Annotated in this window: 15 protein-coding genes and 2 rRNA genes (1 of these 17 only partly in view); 5 read left to right on the forward strand and 12 right to left on the reverse strand. The window is 69.2% G+C overall.

Annotated elements, in window-relative coordinates; genetic code table 11:
- Both ACSUPV_RS21640 and rrf read left to right on the forward strand, forming a co-directional pair.
- A 23S ribosomal RNA gene (locus ACSUPV_RS21640) occupies positions 1-2,689 on the forward strand; it begins 432 nt to the left of the window's first position.
- Between the two features lie 85 nt (positions 2,690-2,774).
- Positions 2,775-2,891, forward strand: a 5S ribosomal RNA gene (gene rrf, locus ACSUPV_RS21645).
- 46 nt (positions 2,892-2,937) lie between these two features.
- On the opposite strand, the gene ACSUPV_RS21650 is transcribed toward rrf, so the two are convergent.
- Genes ACSUPV_RS21650 through ACSUPV_RS21665 form a run of 4 tightly spaced genes read right to left on the reverse strand, consistent with a single transcriptional unit; the run spans position 2,938 to position 6,568 of the window.
- Positions 2,938-3,606 carry a response regulator gene (locus ACSUPV_RS21650; RefSeq protein ID WP_031113017.1) on the reverse strand — a complete coding sequence of 223 codons (669 nt, stop codon included), beginning with the start codon at positions 3,604-3,606 and terminating at the stop codon, positions 2,938-2,940.
- Positions 3,603-4,847: a sensor histidine kinase gene (locus tag ACSUPV_RS21655; protein WP_436948238.1), complete on the reverse strand. Its 1,245-nt coding sequence runs from the start codon at positions 4,845-4,847 to the stop codon at positions 3,603-3,605. The genes ACSUPV_RS21650 and ACSUPV_RS21655 overlap by 4 nt, the downstream gene beginning before the upstream one ends.
- Before the next feature lie 24 nt (positions 4,848-4,871).
- On the reverse strand, positions 4,872-5,651 hold the full coding sequence (locus ACSUPV_RS21660) for an ABC transporter permease (protein ID WP_031113014.1): 780 nt from the start codon (positions 5,649-5,651) through the stop codon (positions 4,872-4,874).
- A complete protein-coding gene (locus ACSUPV_RS21665) occupies positions 5,648-6,568 on the reverse strand; it encodes an ABC transporter ATP-binding protein (RefSeq protein WP_382617980.1) in 921 nt (306 codons plus the stop codon). Before ACSUPV_RS21665 ends, ACSUPV_RS21660 begins: the two co-directional genes overlap by 4 nt.
- 93 nt (positions 6,569-6,661) lie before the next feature.
- Between ACSUPV_RS21665 and ACSUPV_RS21670 the strand changes: the two genes are divergently transcribed.
- Complete coding sequence (locus ACSUPV_RS21670) at positions 6,662-7,204, forward strand: GNAT family N-acetyltransferase (RefSeq protein WP_031113010.1); 543 nt, start codon at positions 6,662-6,664, stop codon at positions 7,202-7,204.
- Between the two features lie 106 nt (positions 7,205-7,310).
- Here ACSUPV_RS21670 and ACSUPV_RS21675 read toward each other — a convergent pair whose 3' ends face one another.
- The 8 genes from ACSUPV_RS21675 to ACSUPV_RS21710 all read right to left on the reverse strand — a co-directional run bounded on the left by ACSUPV_RS21675 (position 7,311) and on the right by ACSUPV_RS21710 (position 17,336).
- Entirely contained in the window at positions 7,311-9,074 is a 1,764-nt protein-coding gene (locus ACSUPV_RS21675; RefSeq protein ID WP_436948239.1) for a TraM recognition domain-containing protein, read from the reverse strand.
- A 21-nt stretch (positions 9,075-9,095) separates the two neighbouring features.
- Positions 9,096-10,505 carry an ATP-binding protein gene (locus ACSUPV_RS21680; RefSeq protein ID WP_031113008.1) on the reverse strand — a complete coding sequence of 470 codons (1,410 nt, stop codon included), beginning with the start codon at positions 10,503-10,505 and terminating at the stop codon, positions 9,096-9,098.
- 6 nt (positions 10,506-10,511) lie between these two features.
- Positions 10,512-12,068, reverse strand: a complete 1,557-nt coding sequence (locus ACSUPV_RS21685; protein ID WP_031113005.1) for an SCO6880 family protein — start codon at positions 12,066-12,068, stop codon at positions 10,512-10,514.
- Entirely contained in the window at positions 12,065-13,396 is a 1,332-nt protein-coding gene (locus ACSUPV_RS21690) for a membrane protein (protein ID WP_037759290.1), read from the reverse strand. The genes ACSUPV_RS21685 and ACSUPV_RS21690 overlap by 4 nt, the downstream gene beginning before the upstream one ends.
- Positions 13,386-14,213, reverse strand: a complete 828-nt coding sequence (locus ACSUPV_RS21695) for a hypothetical protein (RefSeq protein WP_037759293.1) — start codon at positions 14,211-14,213, stop codon at positions 13,386-13,388. Before ACSUPV_RS21695 ends, ACSUPV_RS21690 begins: the two co-directional genes overlap by 11 nt.
- A gap of 192 nt (positions 14,214-14,405) precedes the next feature.
- Positions 14,406-14,714: a hypothetical protein gene (locus ACSUPV_RS21700; protein WP_004000049.1), complete on the reverse strand. Its 309-nt coding sequence runs from the start codon at positions 14,712-14,714 to the stop codon at positions 14,406-14,408.
- 478 nt (positions 14,715-15,192) lie between these two features.
- Positions 15,193-16,482, reverse strand: coding sequence for a S53 family peptidase (locus ACSUPV_RS21705; protein WP_436948242.1), 1,290 nt, complete (start codon positions 16,480-16,482; stop codon positions 15,193-15,195).
- Positions 16,483-16,742: 260 nt separating this feature from the next.
- On the reverse strand, positions 16,743-17,336 hold the full coding sequence (locus ACSUPV_RS21710) for a TetR/AcrR family transcriptional regulator (RefSeq protein WP_382617968.1): 594 nt from the start codon (positions 17,334-17,336) through the stop codon (positions 16,743-16,745).
- 97 nt (positions 17,337-17,433) lie between these two features.
- Between ACSUPV_RS21710 and ACSUPV_RS21715 the strand changes: the two genes are divergently transcribed.
- Complete coding sequence (locus ACSUPV_RS21715; protein WP_436948244.1) at positions 17,434-18,366, forward strand: oxidoreductase; 933 nt, start codon at positions 17,434-17,436, stop codon at positions 18,364-18,366.
- A 35-nt stretch (positions 18,367-18,401) separates the two neighbouring features.
- Entirely contained in the window at positions 18,402-19,127 is a 726-nt protein-coding gene (locus ACSUPV_RS21720) for a trypsin-like serine peptidase (RefSeq protein WP_037759299.1), read from the forward strand.
- Positions 19,128-19,137: the final 10 nt, after the last annotated feature.

The following is a 19,137-nucleotide window of genomic DNA, read 5'->3' on the forward strand; positions in this document are numbered from 1 at the left end:
TCAGCGGCTCGTTTGAGAGACACCCAAGTAGCACGGGGCCCGAGAAATCCCGTGTGAATCTGGCGGGACCACCCGCTAAGCCTAAATATTCCCTGGTGACCGATAGCGGATAGTACCGTGAGGGAATGGTGAAAAGTACCCCGGGAGGGGAGTGAAATAGTACCTGAAACCGTGTGCCTACAAGCCGTGGGAGCGTCGGATGGGAGCTTGCTTCCATCTCGTGACTGCGTGCCTTTTGAAGAATGAGCCTGCGAGTTTGCGGTGTGTTGCGAGGTTAACCCGTGTGGGGAAGCCGTAGCGAAAGCGAGTCCGAATAGGGCGTCTGAGTAGCACGCTCAAGACCCGAAGCGGAGTGATCTAGCCATGGGCAGGTTGAAGCGGAGGTAAGACTTCGTGGAGGACCGAACCCACCAGGGTTGAAAACCTGGGGGATGACCTGTGGTTAGGGGTGAAAGGCCAATCAAACTCCGTGATAGCTGGTTCTCCCCGAAATGCATTTAGGTGCAGCGTCGTGTGTTTCTTGCCGGAGGTAGAGCACTGGATAGGCGATGGGCCCTACCGGGTTACTGACCTTAGCCAAACTCCGAATGCCGGTAAGTGAGAGCGCGGCAGTGAGACTGTGGGGGATAAGCTCCATGGTCGAGAGGGAAACAGCCCAGAGCATCGACTAAGGCCCCTAAGCGTACGCTAAGTGGGAAAGGATGTGGAGTCGCAGAGACAACCAGGAGGTTGGCTTAGAAGCAGCCACCCTTGAAAGAGTGCGTAATAGCTCACTGGTCTAGTGATTCCGCGCCGACAATGTAGCGGGGCTCAAGCGTACCGCCGAAGTCGTGTCATTGCGATATATACCCCCAACGGGGATCGTGATGGGTAGGGGAGCGTCGTCTGCCGGGTGAAGCAGCCGCGTAAGCGAGTTGTGGACGGTTGACGAGTGAGAATGCAGGCATGAGTAGCGATTCACACGTGAGAAACGTGTGCGCCGATTGACTAAGGGTTCCTGGGTCAAGCTGATCTGCCCAGGGTAAGTCGGGACCTAAGGCGAGGCCGACAGGCGTAGTCGATGGATAACCGGTTGATATTCCGGTACCCGCTGTGAAGCGTCAAACATCGAGCCCGCTAATGCTAAGGCCGTGAAGCCGCCCCGGAGCCTTCGGGCAAAGGGGAGTGGTGGAGCCGCTGAACCAAGGTGGTAGTAGGTGAGTGATGGGGTGACGCAGGAAGGTAGTCCAGCCCGGGCGGTGGTTGTCCCGGGGTAAGGGTGTAGGCCGGTGTGTAGGTAAATCCGCACACCTTGTGGCTGAGACCTGATGCCGAGCCGATTGTGGTGAAGTGGATGATCCTATGCTGTCGAGAAAAGCCTCTAGCGAGTTTCATGGCGGCCCGTACCCTAAACCGACTCAGGTGGTCAGGTAGAGAATACCGAGGCGTTCGGGTGAACTATGGTTAAGGAACTCGGCAAAATGCCCCCGTAACTTCGGGAGAAGGGGGGCCACATCCGGTGACGGCACTTGCTGCCAGAGCTGGGGGTGGCCGCAGAGACCAGCGAGAAGCGACTGTTTACTAAAAACACAGGTCCGTGCGAAGCCGTAAGGCGATGTATACGGACTGACGCCTGCCCGGTGCTGGAACGTTAAGGGGACCGGTTAGCTCCATTTCGGTGGGGCGAAGCTGAGAACTTAAGCGCCAGTAAACGGCGGTGGTAACTATAACCATCCTAAGGTAGCGAAATTCCTTGTCGGGTAAGTTCCGACCTGCACGAATGGCGTAACGACTTCTCGACTGTCTCAACCATAGGCCCGGTGAAATTGCACTACGAGTAAAGATGCTCGTTTCGCGCAGCAGGACGGAAAGACCCCGGGACCTTTACTACAGTTTGATATTGGTGTTCGGTTCGGCTTGTGTAGGATAGCTGGGAGACTGTGAAGCGCTAACGCCAGTTAGTGTGGAGTCGTCGTTGAAATACCAGTCTGGTCGTGCTGGATGTCTAACCTGGGTCCGTGATCCGGATCAGGGACAGTGTCTGATGGGTAGTTTAACTGGGGCGGTTGCCTCCTAAAGGGTAACGGAGGCGCCCAAAGGTTCCCTCAGCCTGGTTGGCAATCAGGTGTTGAGTGTAAGTGCACAAGGGAGCTTGACTGTGAGACCGACGGGTCGAGCAGGGACGAAAGTCGGGACTAGTGATCCGGCGGTGGCTTGTGGAAGCGCCGTCGCTCAACGGATAAAAGGTACCCCGGGGATAACAGGCTGATCTTCCCCAAGAGTCCATATCGACGGGATGGTTTGGCACCTCGATGTCGGCTCGTCGCATCCTGGGGCTGGAGTCGGTCCCAAGGGTTGGGCTGTTCGCCCATTAAAGCGGTACGCGAGCTGGGTTTAGAACGTCGTGAGACAGTTCGGTCCCTATCCGCTGTGCGCGTAGGAGTCTTGAGAAGGGCTGTCCCTAGTACGAGAGGACCGGGACGGACGAACCTCTGGTGTGCCAGTTGTTCTGCCAAGGGCATGGCTGGTTGGCTACGTTCGGGAGGGATAACCGCTGAAAGCATCTAAGCGGGAAGCCTGCTTCGAGATGAGGACTCCCACCCACTTGATGGGGTAAGGCTCCCAGTAGACGACTGGGTTGATAGGCCGGATATGGAAGCACGGTAACGTGTGGAGTTGACCGGTACTAATAGGCCGAGGGCTTGTCCTCAGTTGCTCGCGTCCACTGTGTTGGTTCTGAAACCACGAACAGCCCCGTCATTGTTGGCGGTGTGGCGTTCACAGTTTCATAGTGTTTCGGTGGTTATAGCGTAGGGGAAACGCCCGGTTACATTCCGAACCCGGAAGCTAAGCCTTACAGCGCCGATGGTACTGCAGGGGGGACCCTGTGGGAGAGTAGGACGCCGCCGAACAATTATTGAAAAGGCCCACACCTTACGGTGTGGGCCTTTTTGTGTTTCAGGACGGTTGGACCAGTTTCGTGTCGTAGGCCAGGATGACCGCCTGGATGCGGTCGCGGGAACCGGTTTTTGCGAGGACGCGGCCCACGTGGGTCTTCACCGTCGACTCGGCCAGATGGAGGCGCGTGGCTATCTCCGTGTTCGTCCAGCCCTTGCCGATGACCGTCAGGATTTCCCGCTCCCGGTCGGTGAGAGCGGCCAGGCGGGGATCCTCCTGCACCGGCTCCGCCGAGGAATCGGTGGGCAGGTGGTGGACGTAGGCGTCGAGGAGGCGGCGGGTCAGGCTCGGGGCCACGACCGCGTCGCCCGTGGCGACCGCGCGGATGCCGGCCAGGAGCTCCTCCGGCTGGGCGTCCTTGACCAGGAAGCCCGAGGCGCCCGCGCGGAGGCCGGCGTAGGCGTACTCGTCCAGATCGAAAGTGGTGACGATCAGGATGCGGGTGCGGTCGCCCGCGGCGGTGATGCGGCGGGTCGCCTCGATGCCGTCCAGGCCGGGCATGCGGATGTCCATGAGGACGACGTCGGGGTGCAGCTCGGACGCCATGCGGACCGCTTCGCTGCCGTTCGCCGCCTCCCCCACGACCGTCATGTCGTCCTGGCTCTCCAGGAGCATGCGGGAGCCGAAGCGCTGCAAGGGCTGGTCGTCGGCGATGAGGACCGTGGTCACTGCGGGTTTTCCTCCGGGAGATGTAGGCGGACGCGCCAGCCCCGCTCCGGGTGAGGGCGAGGGCCGGCCTCAAGTGTGCCGCCGTAGAGGGCCGTTCGCTCGCGCATTCCGGGCAGTCCGCGGCCGCCCGCGGGGCTCTGAGGGCGGCTGCCGTTGCCGGTGTCCGTGATCGTGACGGTGACCGCGCCCCTGTCCTCGTAGGACAGCTCTATGTCCGCGGTGGCGTCCGGGCCGCCGTGTTTGAGGGTGTTGGTGAGGGCTTCCTGGATGACGCGGTAGACCGTGAGCTGGCGGCCCGGGGGAAGGGTGGGGCTTCCGTGGGCGGTGGTGTGGATGGTGAGGCCTGCGGAGCGGACGCCGTCGAGGAGCTGGTCGAGGTCCGTGAGGCCGGGTTGTGGGGTCCGGTCCGCCTGTTGTTTCTCCTCCTCGCCGAGGACGTCGAGGAGGCGGCGGAGTTCGGTGAGGGCCTGGCGGCTGGTGGTGGCGATGGCGTCGAGGGCCTGGGCGGCGCGTTCCGGGGACTTGGTGGCCGCGTACCGGCCGCCGTCGGCGAGGCCGGTGATGACGGAGAGGTTGTGGCCGATGATGTCGTGCATCTCGCGGGCGATGCGGGCGCGTTCGGCGGCGGTGGCGAGCTGGGCCTGCTGGTCGCGTTCCCGCTCCAGGCGGCGGGCGCGGTCCTCCAGGGCCTCGGTGTAATTGCGGCGGGTGCGGACCGTGACGCCGATGAGGGCGGCCACCGTGATGGACATCAGCTGCGAGCCGATCTGCTGGTCCCAGGTGCCTTCCCCGTGCCGGGCGACCGAGACCAGGACCGGGGCGATCACCAGGGCCGTCGCCCACCACAGATCGCGCAGGGCGCGGCGCAGGGCCAGGTGGTAGACGAGGACCAGTTGGAGCAGGGCGGCCTGGAGGGCGGCACCGGTCCAGGCGTTGACGAGGGCGAAGGGGACCGTCGCGGCGAGGGCGGCCCCCGGGTGGGTGCGGCGCCAGAGGAGGGGGAGGGAGAACCCGAGGCTCAGAGCCAGGAGGAGCCCGCCGGGGACGTCCAGGTTGTGGGCGTTGTGCCGCCAGCCGCCGCCCGCCCAGTCGATCAGGGCGGCCGTCACCCAGAAGCCGGCGAAGTGCAGGTCCCACAGCAGCGGATGGCGGTGGTCGAAGGCGCGCACCCGGCGGGTGAGGCGGTGGGCGTATTCGGTGAGGGGCTCCGTCGCCCGGTCTTCCGTCGTCACGGGGTCCATGGTGAGGGGTCCCGGGGCCGGGTGTCAGACGTCTCGGCGGCGCAGGACCCACGCGGCCATGGCCAGGGTGGTCGCCGTCCACAGGAGCATGGCGAGCAGGGCGCTTCCCGGGGAGGCGGCGCCGGGCATGGGCTGGGCCGTGGTGAGGGCCTCCAGGGCTTTGCCGGGGAAGTAGCGGACGGCGTTGTCGACGGCGTCGTAGGGGAGCATCGCCAGGACCTCCGGGAGGATCATGATCAGGCCGATGAAGGCGCCGATGGCCGTCGGGACCGAGCGGAGGAGGGCGCCGATGGCGAGGGCGAGGACGGCGAGGAGGGTGAGGCCGGCCGCGTTGCCCGCGAGGGCGCGCAGGACACCGGGGTCGCCGAAGGAGGCGGACAGGTCGGTGCCGGTGAGGAAGGACTGGGCGAGGGGGAAGGTCAGGAGGTTCGTCGCCAGGGTGAGGGGGAGGACGATCGCGGTCAGGACGGCGGCCTTGGACCACAGGACGGGCAGGCGGCGCGGGACGGCGGTCATCGTGGCGCGGATCTGGCCGGTGGAGTACTCGCCGGCGGTGGCCAGGATGCCCAGTACGCCGAGGTTGATCGTGGCGAACTGGGTGCCGAGGAGGACGAACATGACGGTGTCCATGCCGCCTTCGCCCGAGCCGTCGTAGGCGGCGCCGAGGCCCGCGCCCATCGCGGCGGTCAGGAGGCTCGTGACGGCGAGGTTGATCCAGGTGGAGCGCAGGGTCCGGAACTTGTGCCACTCGGAGTGCAGGACGCGTGCCGGGGTCACGCGGTAGGGGAGGGTCGCCGTGGTCATGCCGCTGCTCCTTCGAGGGTCGCCGGGTACTCCACGGCGTCGCGGGTGAGGTCCATGAAGGCCTCCTCCAGGGAGGCGGCGTTGGGAGTCAGTTCGTAGAGGGGGATGCCGTGGGCGGCTGCCGTGCGGCCGATGTGTTCGGCGTCCGTGCCGTGGACCTGGAGGGTGCCGGGGCTGTCGGGGGTGATGTCGACGCCGGGTGCGGTGAGGACGCGGACGAGGTCGGCGGCCTGCGGGGTGACGACCTTGACGGTGCCCGCGCCCGAGTCGCGGACGAAGTCGGCCACCGTGGTGTCGGCGAGGAGGCGGCCCCGGCCGATGATGACCAGATGTTCGGCGGTGAGGGCCATCTCGCTCATCAGGTGGGAGGAGACGAAGACCGTGCGGCCCTCGGCGGCGAGGGACTTGAGCAGGTTGCGGATCCACAGGACGCCCTCCGGGTCGAGGCCGTTGACCGGCTCGTCGAGGATGAGGACCGCCGGGTCGCCGAGGAGGGCCGCGGCGATGCCGAGGCGCTGGCCCATGCCGAGGGAGAAGCCCTTGACGCGGCGGTCGGCCACGTCGGTCAGGCCGGTGAGGCCGAGGACCTGCTCGACCCGTGCGCGGGGGATGCCGTGCGTGTGGGCGAGGGCGCGCAGGTGGTGGCGGGCCGTGCGGCCGGGGTGGACCGAGCGGGCCTCCAGCAGGGCGCCGACCTCGGTGAGGGGTGCCGGGTGGGTGGCGTAGGAGCGTCCGCCCACGGTCGCGTGGCCGCGGGTGGGGGCGTCGAGGCCGAGGAGCATGCGCATGGTCGTGGACTTGCCGGCGCCGTTCGGGCCGAGGAAGCCGGTGACCGTGCCGGGGCGGACCGTGAAGGACAGGTCCGTGACGACCGTGCGGTCGCCGTAGCGTTTGGTGAGTTCGTGTGCCGTCAGCATGCTTCGATGCTCGTGCGTGCGGGGGCGGCGGGCGTCGGACCGGCGGGGTAATCGGGGTGAGCGGTGTCGTACCCGGGTACTACCGTGACCCGCATGAGCTATGTGATCCGGTCCGTCCGTGCCGACGAGTGGCCCGCGGCGAAGGAGCTGCGGCTCGCGGCGCTGCGGGACCCGGTGGCGCACCTGGCCTTCCTGGAGACGTACGACGAGGCCGTGGCCAAGCCGGACTCGTACTGGCAGGAGCGGACGGCCAGGGCCGCCGACGGGGCGGACCAGGCGCAGCAGATCATCGCCGAGGGGCCGGACGGGCGGTGGGTGGGGACGCTGACCGTGCTCGTGGAGGAGCCCGGGACGACCGACTGGGCCGGGTTTCCGGTGGAGCGGAAACAGGGGCACGTGGTCGGCGTGTTCGTACGGCCCGAGGAGCGCGGAAGCGGGCTGACCGAGGTGCTGTTCGACGCGGCCCTGGAGTGGTCGTGGGGGCGGGGGCTTGAGCGGGTGCGGCTCATCGTGCACGAGGAGAACGGGCGGGCGCAGCGGTTCTACCGGCGGGCGGGGTTCCTGCCGAGTGGGGTGACGGTGCCGCTGGGGGACGCCGGGGAGCTGGAGCTGGAGTTCGTGCTCGAGCGCGAGTGACGGGCGGTCCTGGGGCGGTCTGGGGCGGTCCTGGACCGGCAGTTCGTCGTGCGGCCAGGTGACGGGAGCTGGACCGGCAGTTCATCGTGCGGCCAAGTGACAGGGGCTAGACCGGCAGTTCGTCGTGCGGCCAGCGGGCGCGGCCCTGTTCGCGGGACCGGAGCAGGGCCAGGGTCGGCATGCCCCGGTCCGCTCCGGTGGCCAGCAGCTCCGGGAGCTGGGGAAGCGGGGCCACGGCCGCGACGTCGTCCAGGACGAGCGTCAGTGGTGGGTCGAGGCGACCGGAGGATGACCGTTCGGCCATGCGCCGGCCGCGCTCGACCACGCTGGAGACGAGGGCCGTCAGGAAGGGCATCGCGCCCGGGTTGGTCCTGGGGTCCTCGATGGATTCACCCACCACATAAAGCGTGCCCCCTTCGTGGACGAAGGAATCCAGGGCGAGGGCGTCACTTCGGTTGGGAGTGCACGCGTTTCGGATGTTGACCGTGGAGAGGGCCGCGAGAGCGCGGGTGGTCAGTTGCTGGGCCATGTCGCGGCGTTCCGGGTGTGCCGTGAGGGCGCCTTCGAGTTCGCCCGCGGAGCCGGGGGCGGCCTTGGGGTTCGTGCGGAGGATGCGTACGGCGTCCTGGATCTGGGTGCCCTGGGACCAGCGGTGGACGTGGCGGATGGTGCGGCCGTCGACGGCGGCGGCGTGCAGGTAGCTCCGCAGGAGGGTGGTGGCCGTGTCGGTGACCGCCTGGTCGAGTTTGGCGGTGGGGCGTACGGGGGTGAGGAGGGCCGTGGCTCTCGCTGTCGCCGTTTCCCTGTCCTCGCAGCCGGTGGTGGGGGACCAGTGGAGACGGGACGGGGTGTCGCAGAGGTGGGTGGGGTCGTAGAGGTGGGTGGGGCCGAGTTTCCCTCGGGCGTCCTTTGTTTCCTGCCAGAGGGTGGGGTTGGACGTGACGACCAGGGTGGGGCCTTCCGCGTCGCGTACCGCCTGGGTGGCGGTTGTCTGGCGGGTTTCCCTTGGGGCTACGTGGATTTTTTCCCACCCGCCCACCCGTTCCTGGCCGAACAAAGAAGCCGGGGTCGTGGGGATGGCCGCCGGGGGTGAGGACGGAGTCGCCGTCGGGTGCGGGGGGTGGGTGAGAGGGGCTGTCGGGTCCAGGGGGTGCGGTGGTTGGGGGGCCGTTGCGCGGCGGGGAGTGGGGACGTCGTGCTGCGCCGACGTGGGGGTCGTGGGCGGCTGCGGTGATGCGGGTGCCCCGTGCTGCGCTGACGCCGATACCTCGGGCTGCGTCGGTGTCGGTGCCCCGTGCTGGGCGGGTGTGTGGGGCGCGTGCGGGGCCGGCGTCGGTGCCTCGTGCTGCGTCGGTGTCGGTGCCCCGTGCGGTGCCGGTGCGTCCTGCTGGGCCGGTGTGTGGGGCGCGTGCTGGGTCGGGGGATGGGGCTCCTGGTGTGCCGGCGGATAGGGCTCCTGGTGTGCCGGCGGTCGTTCCACCGCCGTCGCCTTCTCCGCCCGGCGTCGGGCTCGGCCCGCGCGCCAGCGGGCCACCGTGCCGAGGACGAACACCGTCAGGACGAACAGGACCATCAGCTGGCCGATGAACAGGCCCCAGAACAGGCCGTAGCCGGAGAGCTGGCCGGGGGGTGCGTCGGGCCAGGCGCCGGGGATGTCGTGGGGCTCGGCGATGAGGCCGCGCATGGCGAGGGGAGTGCGGGTGAAGGTGACGCCGGACGGCCAGGCGCCGTGGGCGAACCAGCCGGCGAGGCCGGTGGCCGTCCACACCAGCAGGGTCATGCCGAGGAGGAACGCGAGTATGCCGACCAGCAGCCCGTCGGGGATGCCTCCCTGGCCGTCCCGCTGGGTGCGGCGGTCGTCCGGTCTCACGCGTTCCTCCCCTGCGTACGCCTACGCCACCGTCGATTCGGAGCCGCCCATGTGGTGTTCCACGAAGGCCGCGGCCCGTTCCTCGGCCTCGATCTCGGCGGCGTGCAGGGCGTCGTCCGGGAGGTCGGCGGAGGACTCGGTCATCGCGCGGTCGGTGAAGACCAGGGGGCGTTCGGTCTCGGTGACCAGGTGTTTGACGACCTGGACGTTGCCGTTGACGTCCCAGACGGCGATGCCGGGGGTGAGGGTCGGGATGATCTCGACCGCCCAGCGGGGCAGGCCGAGGACCCGGCCGGTGGCCCTCGCCTCGTCGGCTTTCTGGGCGTAGATCGTCCTGGTCGAGGCCATCTTCAGGATCGCCGCGGCTTCCTTCGCGGCCGCGCCGTCGACGACGTCGGAGAGGTGGTGGACGACCGCGACGAAGGACAAGCCGAGGCGGCGGCCGAACTTCAGCAGGCGCTGGAACAGTTGCGCCACGAAGGGGCTGTTGATGATGTGCCAGGCCTCCTCGACCAGGAAGATGCGCTTCTTCCGGTCGGGGCGGATCCAGGTGTGCTCCAGCCAGACGCCGACGATCGCCATGAGGATGGGCATGGCGATGGAGTTGCGGTCGATGTGGGACAGGTCGAAGACGATCAGCGGGGCGTCGAGGTCGATGCCGACCGTCGTCGGGCCGTCGAACATGCCGCGCAGGTCACCGTCGACCAGGCGGTCCAGGACCAGGGCGACGTCGAGGCCCCAGGCCCGTACGTCGTCTATGGCGACGTTCATCGCCTCGGCCGACTCGGGCTCGGGGTGGCGCAGCTGCTCGACGATGTCGGAGAGGACCGGCTGGCGGTCGACGATCGTCTCGTTGACGTAGGCGTGGGCGACCTTGAGGGCGAAGCCGGAGCGTTCGTCCAGGCCGTGGCCCATGGCGACCTCGATGATCGTGCGGAGCAGCGCGAGCTGGCCCGTGGTGGTGATCGCGGGGTCGAGGGGGTTGAGGCGGATGCCGTGGTCCAGGGCGGCCATCGGGTCCAGGCGGATGGGAGTTATCCCCAGCTCCTGGGCGATGAGGTTCCATTCACCCACTCCGTCCTCGCCCTGGGCGTCCAGGACGACGACCTGACGGTCCTTGAAGCGGAGCTGGCGCAGGACGTACGTCTTCTCCAGCGCCGACTTGCCGTTGCCGGACTCGCCGAGCACCAGCCAGTGGGGGGCGGGGAGCTGCTGGCCGTAGAGCTGGAAGGGGTCGTAGATGTAGCCCTTCCCGGAGTACACCTCGCGGCCGATGATGACGCCGGAGTCGCCGAGGCCCGGGGCGGCGGTCGGGAGGTAGACCGCCTGGGCCTGGCCCGTGGACGTGCGCACCGGGAGCCGGGTCGTCTCGACCTTCCCGAAGAGGAAGGACGTGAAGGCCTCGGTGAGGACGGACAGCGGATCCCGCATCAGGTCCTACCTCCGAATGCCGGTGGCGAAGGGAAGGGTGTTCACGAAGGCGCGGTGGTGCTCGCGGTCGCACCACTCCAGCTTGAGGTACGACTTTCCGGCCGAGGCCCTTATCGTGCGCTTGTCGCGCGCGAGGGCGTCGGGGGAGCGGGAGCTGACGGTGATGTAGCCGACGAGGTTGACGCCGGCGGCGCCGCTGGCGAGGTCCTCGCCGCGCTGGTCGAGCCGGGAGTTCGCGGCCACGTCGCGCGGGTCGACGGTGCGGTTCATCTTGGCGGCGCGGGACGCCTCGGCCTCGTCGTTGGTCTTCTCCGTGAGCATGCGCTCGATGGCGACCTCGGTGGGTTCGAGGTCCATGGTGACGGCGACCGTACGGATGACGTCCGGGGTGTGGACGAGCAGCGGGGCGAGGAAGTTGACGCCGACGGGGGTCATCGGCCACTCCTTCACCCAGGCGGTGGCGTGGCACCAAGGGGCGCGGGTGGAGGACTCGCGGGTCTTGGCCTGGAGATAGGTGGGCTCCATGGCGTCCAGCTCGGCCGGCCAGGCATTACGTTTCGTCATCGCCTGGATGTGGTCGATCGGGTGGTCCGGGTCGTACATGGAGTGGATCAGCGAGGACAGCCTGCTCTGGCCGAGGGGCTGGCGGACGCGGATGTCGGCCTCCTGGAGGCGCGAGCAGATGTCCGTGAGCTCGCGGGCCATGACGACGGCGAGTCCGGCGTCCCGGTCGACCTTGCCGCCGTGGGCGCGGGCGGCCCGGGCCATGGCGTTGGCCTCGGCGGCGAGGTCGCGGGTGTAGTGCATGCAGGCGACGAGGTAGGCGCGGTGCTGCTCGCTGCTGGTGGACACCATCGACTGGAGCTGGTCGTACGACTGCTGGAGCCAGCCCGGTGCCTTGTCGTCGCCGCGGACGGCGACGTCCTTGGCGTGGGCGTCCGGGTCGGCGGGGAGGGTGCGGGCCAGCATCTGCAGGCGGGTGACGAAGCCGTCGCCGTTGGCCACGTGCTTGAGCAGCGTGCCGAAGCGGTCGACCAGGGCCTCCTGGTCCTCGCTGTCGCGCAGGCCGACGCCGGGGCCCTCGATCTCGATGGCGGCGGTGACGGTCTTGCGGTCCGCGTGCAGCAGCACGGCGATCTCGTCCGGGCCGAAGGGAGCGGACAGCCAGGTGATGCGGCCGATGCCGGGGGGCGGGCCGATCTCGACCTCGCGGCCGTCGAGGTGGGTGCCGGCCTCGACGGCGGTGGAGCGGTAGGTGGCGCCCTGCTTGAGGGTGCGCTTGTAGCTGCGGTTGATCTCGAACCACTTGTAGAACGTGCGGTGTTTGTACGGCACGTACACCGCGGCCAGCGCCAGCATCGGGAACCCGGCGAGCAGCACGATGCGCAGGGACAGCACCGGGACGAGGAGTCCGCACATCATGCCGAGGAACGCGCCCACGACGATCAGGGCGATCTCGCCGGTCTCGCGGTTGCGGCCGATGATCGCGTTCGGCCGGGCGCGGCCGATCAGATATGTCCGGCGGGGCGTGACCGGATGGGACACGTGTGACTCGGTCGTCAACGCCCTTCACCTCCCGTGCGGTTGGTACTGCTGTTGCGGGTGCTGCTGGCGTGGGGCGTGTTGACGGGGCTGCTCGAACGGGGGGCGGGTGCGGCGGAGGGGACAGATCCGCCGCCGCCGTTCGAGGGGCGCGTGCTGTGCGCGGCGACTCCGCCGGAGGCGGGGTTGCTGGGGCGCGGGGCGGAGGACTGGCTGCCTCCGCCGTTGTTGTCGGCGCGGGTGCTGTGGGTCTTGATGCCCTGCGCGACCAGGGACGCCGGGGAGCTGATGACGGCCGCGGCCTTGCTCTCGGCGCCTCGCATGATGCGGTTGTTGCGGGAGCCGGCGATCTCGTCGCCGAAGCCGGGGACGAAGCGGTAGATCATCGCGCTGGCGAAGATGGCGAGCAGGATGATGGCGAGGCCGGAGACGACGGCGGAGAAGGCGTCGGGGCCGTCGTCGGCGGAGAGCGCGCCGGCGAGGCCGAGGACGATGACGATGACGGGCTTCACGAGGATGACCGCGATCATGATGCCGGCCCAGCGGCGGACGTGGCCCCAGAGGTTCTTGTCGACGAGGCCGGCGTAGACGACGGTGCCGAGGAGGGCGCCGACGTAGAGGAGGGCCGCGCGGATGACGAGCTCCAGCCAGAGCACGCCGGCGGCGAGGATGCTGACCAGGGAGACGACGATCAGCATGATGGGGCCGCCGCCGATGTCCTCGCCCTTCTTGAGGGCCTCGGAGAAGGTGCCGAAGAAGGCGTCGGTCTGGTCGCCGGTGGCTTTGGCGAGGACCTCGGTGATGCCGTCGGTCGCGGAGACGACGGTGTAGAGGATCAGCGGGGTGAAGGCGGAGGCGAGGACCGTGAGCCAGAGGAACCCGATGGCTTCGGACAGGGCGGTGGTCAGGGGGACGCCGCGGACGGCTCGCTTGGCGACGGCCAGCAGCCAGAGCAGGAGCGTGAGGATCGTCGACGCGGCGAAGACGACCGCGTACTGCTGGAGGAACTTGGGGTTGGTGAAGTCGACGTTGGCGGTCTCCTTCACGGCGTCGCTGAGCTTGTCGACGGTCCAGGAGGCGGCGTCGGCACAGCCCTTGGCGAGGGAGGAGAGGGGGTCGAGGGTGGAGGTGGGGTTGATGGAGGGGTTGCCTCCGCCCGTACCGCTCCCGCTGCCGGTGTCGCCTTCGCAGATGTCGCGGGCCTCGCCCCTGAGGAGGTCGCACGCGTTGTTGCTGGGTGACGGGGACGGAGTGGGGGCGGCGAAGGCACGGGTTGCCAACAGGACCGTGGCCGTCTGCACCGCCGTGACCGCTGCGGCGAGCTTGAGTACGTGGCGCTTACCGGGCATAGGTGTACCCTCCGTACTCCTCGACAGCCTTGGTCATGTCCTCTGCGGTGGATGCTCTTTGGTCGCGTCCGACCGGGACGGGGCCGTCCTCCTGGGTGAAGTCGGTGACCTTCCAGTCACCGTCGACCCACTTCAACTGGTAGGTCGTCGTGTACCAGCTCTCGGTCACGGGGTTGGTGGAGCCCTCCCCCGACAGGCCGAAGAGGGATGTGTACCAGAGCGCGACCGTGGCGGTGCTGCCGCTGAAGGACGTGACCTTGGTGCCGACCGGGATGACGCGGGAGACGAAGGTCTGACCGCTTGGCGCGGCGCCGTCCTTGTCCAGGCCGATCTTCTCGAGGAAGCTCTGCCGGGAGTAGACCTGGTCGAAACGCGGCAGCTGGGCGGCAGCGACGTCGGGTGCGTACACGGTGTTGACGATCGCGTGCCGCTTTTCCGTGTTGTACATGTCAGCGGACCCGAGCGCGATGCCGTAATTGGTGGCGGCGGACTGGGCACCCTGCTTGTCCTGGGCATAGCCCGTGGGGATTCCGTCCGTCTTCGCCCCCACTGGTCGCTTTCCGGAGGGTGCCGTAGCCGAGGTCTCCGGCTTGCTGCCGGAACCGTCCGTCGAAGACGACGAATCACCACCCCCCCGATTCGCGAAGGCGATCGCTGCGATCAGGAGGACCACCACGCCTACCACCGTCACCAGGCTGCGGGATGAGGAGCGTGGGCCGCGGCGGGGGGTGCCGTAGGGGTCGGTGTCCGTGCCGGGCAGGCGGGTGCGGGTCTGGCCCGTGCCGCCGTAGGGCTCGCGCTCGTCACCGAGACTCATGCCGCGTACGCCCCCTCGACGTCGTGCGGAGACACTTCGTACTCCTCGTACGACGGTAGCCGTGCTGGTTCCCGCGCGGGCGCGGTGTGGTGACTCGACATCAGGGAAACGCAACCTCAGCCGGTGGGCACGACGGGCGGGTGGGATGGAGGGCGAGCCGGGCTTGCCCGGCCGGGGCGGACGGTGCCCGGCCTACACGGCCATGCCGTACACGATGGTGAAGAGCGTGCCGAGGGAGCCGATGATGAAGACTCCTGTGAGGCCGGCGATGATGAGGCCCTTGCCCTGTTCCGCGCTGAAGGTGTCGCGGAGGGCCGTGGCACCGATGCGCTGCTTGGCGGCGCCCCAGATGGCGATGCCGAGGCAGATCAGGATGGCCACCGCCATCACGACCTCGATCATCACCTTGGCCTCGTTGCCCAGGCTGCCGAAGGGGCCCCAGTCCGGAGCGATCCCGCCGATGATGGTGTTGATGTCTCCCTTATCGGCCGCAAAGAGCATGTAAGTCACCGCCCCTGTTGGGTAGTTCCGCATCCTCTGCGGTCGTGCAGAGGTCAGGCCTCATTCTCGCCGACAATGACGCTGTCGTATGTCGACTTGGCGTCATTGATTGGCGGGTTTCGTACGAATACCTTGCCACCGTTCGGCGCCGGCCCCTAAGGGAGGCGACGGACGGTGCACGAAGGATCGTATGGTCACTCTGTGTATCACGACAGGTCACGCCGGGCAATGAGGCCTGAGCGAAACCTGGGGTGCGGTTCCGTCGTTGTGCCCTCTTGCGATTTTTCTCACTTTTCCGTGCGGTTTCTGACGGCTGGTCGGGTGAGTGGTCGCGCCGGTGTTCCCCGGGTGAAGGCTACCCGGCACGGCGAACGGGCCGCGGCTGGGTTGCCGCGGCCCGTTCCTCCCCTGCCCGCCTCGGGCCCCCACGGCCCTCGGCGGTGTTCCTCGGTGACGGTCCGTCACGAGGTGGTGGGTGTCAGCCGGTGAAGGCGCCGAGTCCCTGGGGGGTGCCCCAGCCGGTCGGGCCGTCGTAGCCCGTCCGGGCGGTGCAGAAGTAGCTGGTGGCGCAGGTTCCGTTGCTGCCGCTGGTGACGTCGTTCAGGGCGGAGGTGTTCGCGTAGGGGAACGCGGCCGGGTAGGAGCCGCTGGACGGGGTGCCCGCGAGGGCGTAGACGCTCGCGATGATCGGGGCGGAGGCGCTGGTGCCGCCGTAGGTGGCCCAGCCCTGGCCGTCGGCGCCGTAGGTGTCGTAGACGGAGACGCCGGTCGCCGGGTCGGCGACGGCCGAGACGTCGGCGATGGTGCGCCTGGCGCAGCCGGTGTCGGTCTGCCAGGCGGGCTTGCTGTCGTAGGCGGAGCAGCCGGAGCCGGTGCCCTCGGTGCTGCTGGTCGACCAGACGCTCTCGGTCCAGCCGCGGGTGGTGGAGGAGGTGGTGAGCCTGGTGCCGCCCACGGCCGTCACGTACTTCGACGCCGCCGGGTACTCGGCGCCGTAGCCCGCGTCGCCCGCGCTGACGGTGATGGCGACGCCGGGGTGGTTGAAGTAGGTGGAGTCGTACGTCGCGTCGGCGGAGGACTCGCCGCCGCCGTAACTGTTGGAGACGTACTTCGCGCCCAGGGCGACGGCCTCGTTGACGGCCGTGCCGAGGTTGGTCATGGTGGCGGACTTGGCCTCGACGAGGGTGATGTGGCAGTTCGGGCAGACCGCGCCGGCCATGTCCAGGTCGAGGGAGATCTCGGCGGCCCAGCCGCTGTTGGGGGCGGGCAGGGAGGTGGTGGAGCCGGTCTGGCCGACCTTCCTGAAGCAGCCGTTCGCGGTGGTGCAGGCGGGCAGGCCGTAGTGCGAGCGGTAGGCGGCGAGGTCCGACTCGGCGTTCGGGTCGTCGTAGGCGTCGACGATGGCGATGGTCCGGCCGGTGCCGTTGTTCGCGGAGGCGGAGGTCAGGCCGTAGGCGGCGCGCAGGTCGGCGGGGCCGTAGCCGGAGGGGCTGGTGGCGTCGGCGGCCTTGGCGGAGATGCCGTGCTGCTGCTGGAAGGCGGTGCGGCCGCCCGTGACGCGCAGGGCGTTGCAGGCCATCTCGCCCTGGTGGCGGGGGAGGGCGCAGGAGCGGGTCCAGGTGACCTGGGGGGCGCTCGCCCGGGCGGTGTCCGCGTGGGCGGCGGTGGCGAGGCCGGTGAGGAGGAGGGCGGCGGTGGCGGTGACGGCGGAGCCGATGCGGCGCCATCTGCGGCGGCCGGCGGCGGAGTCGGTGGGTGTCGTGCGCAAGGTACAGCCTCCTGGCAGTGGTGGACAGAGGCCTGCGGGTGGGGTTCCGCCGGTGTGGTTCCCGGCGGGGGCGGCGACCCGCGACGACGATCGCTTGTTGGGTACGTGACAACAAGGCGGGTTTCGGAATCCTGACTTCCGCCTTACTGAAAGGGGTGCGGTGCATACCGGCCGATGACGGGCCGATGGCCGGCGAATGGCTGCGGCTTGACCCGGGGGGAGGAGGAGGGGCGGATCGGCTCGGCCCAAGGGGCCCGGAATCAGCGGGGCTTGAGGCCGTGCAGGAGGAGGTGGACCAGTTCGTCGATGCCGTCGAGGGCCGTCCCGGGCGCGAGCATGCCGCCCGCCGCGAAGGAGGCGATGCCCTGGAGGGTGGCGCCGGTCAGCAGGGTGAGGTGCTGCGGGTCGCCCGCGACGATCTCGCCGCGCTTCTGGGCGTCGGCGATGACCCGCTCGAGTGAGCCCACCGTTCGGTCGACGGCCGCCGCCATCTGCTCCGAGGCGTCCGGCTCGTGCTTGCGGGCGTACATCAGCTCCAGCAACTCGGCGTTGTCGATCGCGAAGGCGAGATAGGCCCGGGCGAGGCCGGTGAGCCGCTGTTCCAGGGGGAGGGCGGGGTCGTCGGCGCCCTCCAGGGACTGGCCCAGCCGGTCGTACCCGGCCAGCGCGAGGGCGTTGAGCAGGGCCTGCTTGTCCTTGAAGTGGCGGCCGGGGGCCGCGTGGCTCACGCCGGCCTCACGGGCCAGTTCGCGCAGCGAGAGCGCGCCCACCCCCTTCTCCCGCAGGGTGCGCTCGGCACCCGCGAGCAGGGTGGAGCGCAGGTCTCCGTGGTGGTAGGGGCGGCTCTCCGGCATGCGCACATCGTATCCCGATGTTGACGACGTCATCATTGTTGGCGCCGCCAGCATTGTTGTCATTGACAGCATTGTTGGCGGCGTCTACATTCGGTGCATGGCTGAGACAACGGACAGCAAGAGCAGCGCCGCGTGGAGCGCGCGCCGCCTCCCCGACCTCACCGGGCGGACCGTCGTCGTCACCGGTGCCAACAGCGGCATCGGCCTCACGGCGACCGACGCGCTGGCCCGCGCGGGGGCGCACGTCGTCCTCGCCGTCCGGGACCCGGAGCGCGGCCGGGCCGCGGCGGCCACCGTGCACGGCAGCACCGAGGTGCGCCGGCTGGACCTCGCGGACCTGTCCTCCGTACGGGCCTTCGCGGAGGCCTGGCGGGAGCCGCTGCACGTCCTCGTCAACAACGCCGGTGTGATGATGCTGCCGAGGCAGCGCACCAAGGACGGCTTCGAGATGCAGTTCGGCACGAACCACCTCGGGCACTTCGCCCTGACGAACCTGCTGCTGCCGCACCTCACCGACCGCGTGGTCACCGTCTCCTCGGGCGCCCACCGCTGGGGCGGCGCGCGGATCGCCTTCGACGACCTGGACATGACGTCGCACTACACCCCGCAGCGCGCCTACGCCCAGTCCAAGCTGGCCAACCTCCTGTTCACGCTCGAACTCCAGCGCCGGCTGACGGAGGCGGGCTCGACGGTCCGCGCCCTGGCCGCCCACCCCGGCTACGCGGCCACCAACCTCCAGAGCCACGCGGCCCACCCGGCGGCACGCGCCCTCATGCGCCTCGGCAACCGGTTCTTCGCCCAGGACGACAAGGCCGGCGCCCTCCCCACCCTCTACGCCGTCACCCAGGACCTGCCCGGCGCGAGCTACGTCGGCCCCGACGGCCTCGGCGAGCTGCGCGGCGCCCCGACCCTGGTGGGCCGTTCCCGCGCGGCCAGCGACCCGCTGACGGCCCGTCGGCTGTGGCGGGTGTCGGAGGAGCTGACGGGGACCTCCTTCCCCCTCGCGCGGGACGAACAGACCCGCGTCTGACGCTCTTCTCACCTTCGTCGGGCACAGTCCCTGCGATGAAGCGCGTCCTGGCCGTCGCCGTGCTCCTCGTCGCACTCGTCTCCGCGTCCACCGCGACCGCCGACGACGGGCTCGGGCCCTTCCGGGTGACCGTCGCCGCGGGGAACGCCCGGGTCGGGGTGCTCGTCCCCGCCGCGCGGGCGGGGCGGTTGGCCGGCGGGCACTTCTGCACGGCGTCGGTGGTGGCCGCGCCGCACCGGAACCTGGTCGTCACCGCGGCGCACTGCCTGGGCGGGGACGGCGGCCTGGTCTTCGTGCCGGGGTACCGGGACGGCCGCGCGCCCTACGGCGTGTGGAAGGTGAAGCGGCGGTTCCTGCCGGCGGGGTGGGTCCACGGGCGGCACGAGGACAGCGACGTCGGGTTCCTCGTGGTCGCCCCGCGGGACGGCAGAGAGGTCCAGGACGTCGTCGGCGGGAACGCGTTCACGACCGGTACGGCGACGGGCGCCACCGCGGTGACCGTCACCGGGTATCCCAACTCCCGTGAGACGCCCGTCAGCTGCACCGACAAGCCGGTCGCGCACAGTGCCACCCAGCAGCGCGTCGCGTGCCCCGGCTTCAGCGGCGGCACCAGCGGCAGCCCCTGGGTGAACGGGAACGGGCAGGTCGTCGGCGTCCTCGGCGGGCACGACGAGGGCGGTGCGACCCCGGGCGTCTCCTACAGCGTGGTGCTCGGCGCGGAGGCGGAGCGGCTGTACCGGGAGGCGGCGGGCGATCCGTGACGCCCGCCCT

It is taken from the genome of Streptomyces sp. SudanB52_2052 (assembly GCF_964272415.1).
In the GTDB taxonomy this organism is placed as follows: Bacteria; Actinomycetota; Actinomycetes; order Streptomycetales; family Streptomycetaceae; genus Streptomyces; species Streptomyces olindensis.

Coding starts and splice junctions, on each gene's coding strand:
- ACSUPV_RS21660 (WP_031113014.1), bottom strand. CDS start 5,651: ATGACCACGGCGACCCTCCCCTACCGCGTGACCCCGGCACGCGTCCTG.
- ACSUPV_RS21715 (WP_436948244.1), top strand. CDS start 17,434: ATGGCTGAGACAACGGACAGCAAGAGCAGCGCCGCGTGGAGCGCGCGC.
- ACSUPV_RS21710 (WP_382617968.1), bottom strand. CDS start 17,336: ATGCCGGAGAGCCGCCCCTACCACCACGGAGACCTGCGCTCCACCCTG.
- ACSUPV_RS21670 (WP_031113010.1), top strand. CDS start 6,662: ATGAGCTATGTGATCCGGTCCGTCCGTGCCGACGAGTGGCCCGCGGCG.
- ACSUPV_RS21680 (WP_031113008.1), bottom strand. CDS start 10,505: ATGCGGGATCCGCTGTCCGTCCTCACCGAGGCCTTCACGTCCTTCCTC.
- ACSUPV_RS21720 (WP_037759299.1), top strand. CDS start 18,402: ATGAAGCGCGTCCTGGCCGTCGCCGTGCTCCTCGTCGCACTCGTCTCC.
- ACSUPV_RS21695 (WP_037759293.1), bottom strand. CDS start 14,213: ATGAGTCTCGGTGACGAGCGCGAGCCCTACGGCGGCACGGGCCAGACC.
- ACSUPV_RS21700 (WP_004000049.1), bottom strand. CDS start 14,714: ATGCTCTTTGCGGCCGATAAGGGAGACATCAACACCATCATCGGCGGG.
- ACSUPV_RS21690 (WP_037759290.1), bottom strand. CDS start 13,396: ATGCCCGGTAAGCGCCACGTACTCAAGCTCGCCGCAGCGGTCACGGCG.
- ACSUPV_RS21665 (WP_382617980.1), bottom strand. CDS start 6,568: ATGCTGACGGCACACGAACTCACCAAACGCTACGGCGACCGCACGGTC.
- ACSUPV_RS21655 (WP_436948238.1), bottom strand. CDS start 4,847: ATGGACCCCGTGACGACGGAAGACCGGGCGACGGAGCCCCTCACCGAA.